Source organism: Oceanisphaera psychrotolerans (assembly GCF_001870485.1).
GTDB lineage: Bacteria > Pseudomonadota > Gammaproteobacteria > Enterobacterales > Aeromonadaceae > Oceanimonas > Oceanimonas psychrotolerans.
On sequence record NZ_MDKE01000053.1, the window covers coordinates 1 to 2,247 of the forward strand.

Here is a 2,247-nt window from a genome sequence, read left to right on the forward strand (position 1 = left end):
TCCAGTCTTCCGTCCCAGTCCATTCCCATCCCCATTCCCCATTCCCCATTCCCCACTTCCCCCACGACTTGCGCTCACCGCCCACGGCGTTAAAATGCACCCCGCTTTTACTCCCGGTCGCAGCCTACCCGGACAAAACAAGGACACAACATATGAAAGCATTACTGATCTGCTCCGGTGGATTCGACTCCGTGACCCTGGCCCATCGGTTGGCGGCGGAGCAGTCCCTCGGCGCCCTGCTGACCTTCGATTATGGCCAGCGCCACAAGAAAGAAATCGATGCCGCCCGCCACTGTGCCGAGCGGTTGAAGGTCCCTCATCTGGTCATGGACATTGGCCATATCGGTCGTCAACTGTCCGGCTCGGCCCTGACCGACGACATCGAGGTGCCCCACGGCCACTACAGCGAAGAGAACATGAAAGTGACGGTGGTGCCCAACCGCAACGCCATCATGCTCACCATCGCCTTCGGCGTGGCTGCTGCCCGCGGCCTCGACACCGTGGCACTGGCGGTACACGGCGGTGACCACTTCATTTATCCCGACTGTCGGCCCGACTTTATCCGCCTGTTCGGCGAGATGCAGGCCCGGGCGCTGGACGGCGTGGCCGAGGTGGCGCTGTTCGCCCCCTATGTTGATGCCGACAAGACCGAAATCGCCCGGGATGCGGCGCGCTTCGAGGTGCCGGTGGCCGAGACCTGGTCCTGCTACGAAGGCGGTGAGGTTCACTGCGGCCGCTGCGGCACCTGCGTGGAGCGTATCGAAGCCATGGCCCTGGCCGGGGTTGAAGATCCCACTCCTTATCTGGATAAAGAGTATTGGCTTGAGGCCGTGGCGAGGGTGAAGAAATGTACACCATAAAGAAAGAGTTCCATTTCTCTGCCTCCCACCAGCTGCTTCAGATGCCGGACTGGCATCCTTGCGCCCGGCTGCACGGTCATAACTATGTGGTGGTGATCGAGCTGCAGAGCGAGGCGCTGGATCAATACGGTTTCGTACGCGATTACCTGGAGCTGAAGCCGTTCAAGGATTACATCGACGACACCCTGGATCACCGTCACCTCAACGAGGTGCTGGGCGACGAGTGCACCACCGCCGAACGGCTGGCTCGCCATCTGTTCGACTGGGCTCGGGCACGCTGGCCGGAAGTCAGTGCCGTTCTGGTATCGGAAACCCCCAAGACCTGGGCGGAGTACCGGCCATGAGCATTGCCATCAGCGAAATTTTCGGCCCCACCATTCAGGGCGAAGGGGCCTGATCGGGGTGCCGACCGTGTTTGTGCGCACCGGTGGCTGTGATTTTCGTTGCAGCTGGTGTGACACCCTCTATGCGGTGGAGCCCCGCTTCAAAGCCGACTGGGCGCCGATGAGCGCCGCCGCCGTGATGGCCGAGGTACATCGCCTGAGCGGTGGCCAGCCGCTGCTGGTGACGCTGTCCGGTGGCAACCCGGCGCTGCAGCCGCTGACCGAGCTGCTCGAACTGGGCCATGCCCAGGGCTACACCTTCGCCATGGAAACCCAGGGCAGCAAGGTGCAGGACTGGTTTGCGATGCTCGATCATCTGACCCTCAGCCCCAAGCCGCCGTCTTCCGGCATGGCCTTCAACCGCAGCCGGTTCGAGGCCTGTCTGGCCGCCGCCGGCGCACAGACCCGGGTCAGCCTGAAGCTGGTCATCGCCGACGAGGCCGACTACCAATGGGCGAGGGAAGTGGCCGCCGACTACCCGCAGTTGCCGCTGACCCTGCAGCCCTGCAACCCGTCCCCGGCCACCCCCGAGCAGTCGGATCTGGAAACCGACACCGAGTCGCTCAACGCCCGTCTGCGCTGGCTGGTGGACAAGGTCACCGCCGACCGCTGGTTCAACGCCCGGGTGCTGCCCCAGCTGCACGTACTGATCTGGAATAACGAACGAGGGGTGTAGCGCTCCGTCAACTCCTGTTTTCAATCCTGCTGGATCTGTAGTGTGAAAGAGGCAACAGGGCTGCCTCTTCCGACACGCTTCGAGTACATCCCTGTAAGCTCGCACATGCCATCCATGGCATGCGACGGTCGGCAGACGCAATCCCTGTTCCCTCTTCTGGAATACCGAGTCGCCTGCAGGCAGCGCTGACAGGAAATTCCGGAGCCGGAGGGAGGGCAAGGGGATCTGCTCCGCCGACCCTCCGCGCCAGGGATGGCGCGGCGGAGCCCCCATGGATGATGAGATGGACACCTCTTGTGTAACCGGCGTCGCGATGCGCCATATTTGG

3 protein-coding genes are annotated in these 2,247 nt (G+C 62.9%); all 3 read left to right on the forward strand.

The window, feature by feature from the left end; genetic code table 11:
• The first annotated feature begins 152 nt into the window (after positions 1-152).
• The 3 genes from queC to queE are packed head-to-tail and all read left to right on the forward strand — an operon-like array spanning position 153 to position 1,919.
• Positions 153-860: a 7-cyano-7-deazaguanine synthase QueC gene (gene queC / locus BFR47_RS14335; protein ID WP_071473706.1), complete on the forward strand. Its 708-nt coding sequence runs from the start codon at positions 153-155 to the stop codon at positions 858-860.
• Positions 848-1,204: a 6-pyruvoyl trahydropterin synthase family protein gene (locus BFR47_RS14340; protein WP_071473707.1), complete on the forward strand. Its 357-nt coding sequence runs from the start codon at positions 848-850 to the stop codon at positions 1,202-1,204. The genes queC and BFR47_RS14340 overlap by 13 nt, the downstream gene beginning before the upstream one ends.
• 58 nt (positions 1,205-1,262) lie before the next feature.
• Positions 1,263-1,919: a 7-carboxy-7-deazaguanine synthase QueE gene (queE, locus tag BFR47_RS14345; protein ID WP_245748945.1), complete on the forward strand. Its 657-nt coding sequence runs from the start codon at positions 1,263-1,265 to the stop codon at positions 1,917-1,919.
• Positions 1,920-2,247: the final 328 nt, after the last annotated feature.

Bases quoted from the DNA above. Each gene is read 5' to 3' on its own strand.
- queC (WP_071473706.1), top strand. From the start codon at position 153: ATGAAAGCATTACTGATCTGCTCCGGTGGATTCGACTCCGTGACCCTG.
- BFR47_RS14340 (WP_071473707.1), top strand. From the start codon at position 848: ATGTACACCATAAAGAAAGAGTTCCATTTCTCTGCCTCCCACCAGCTG.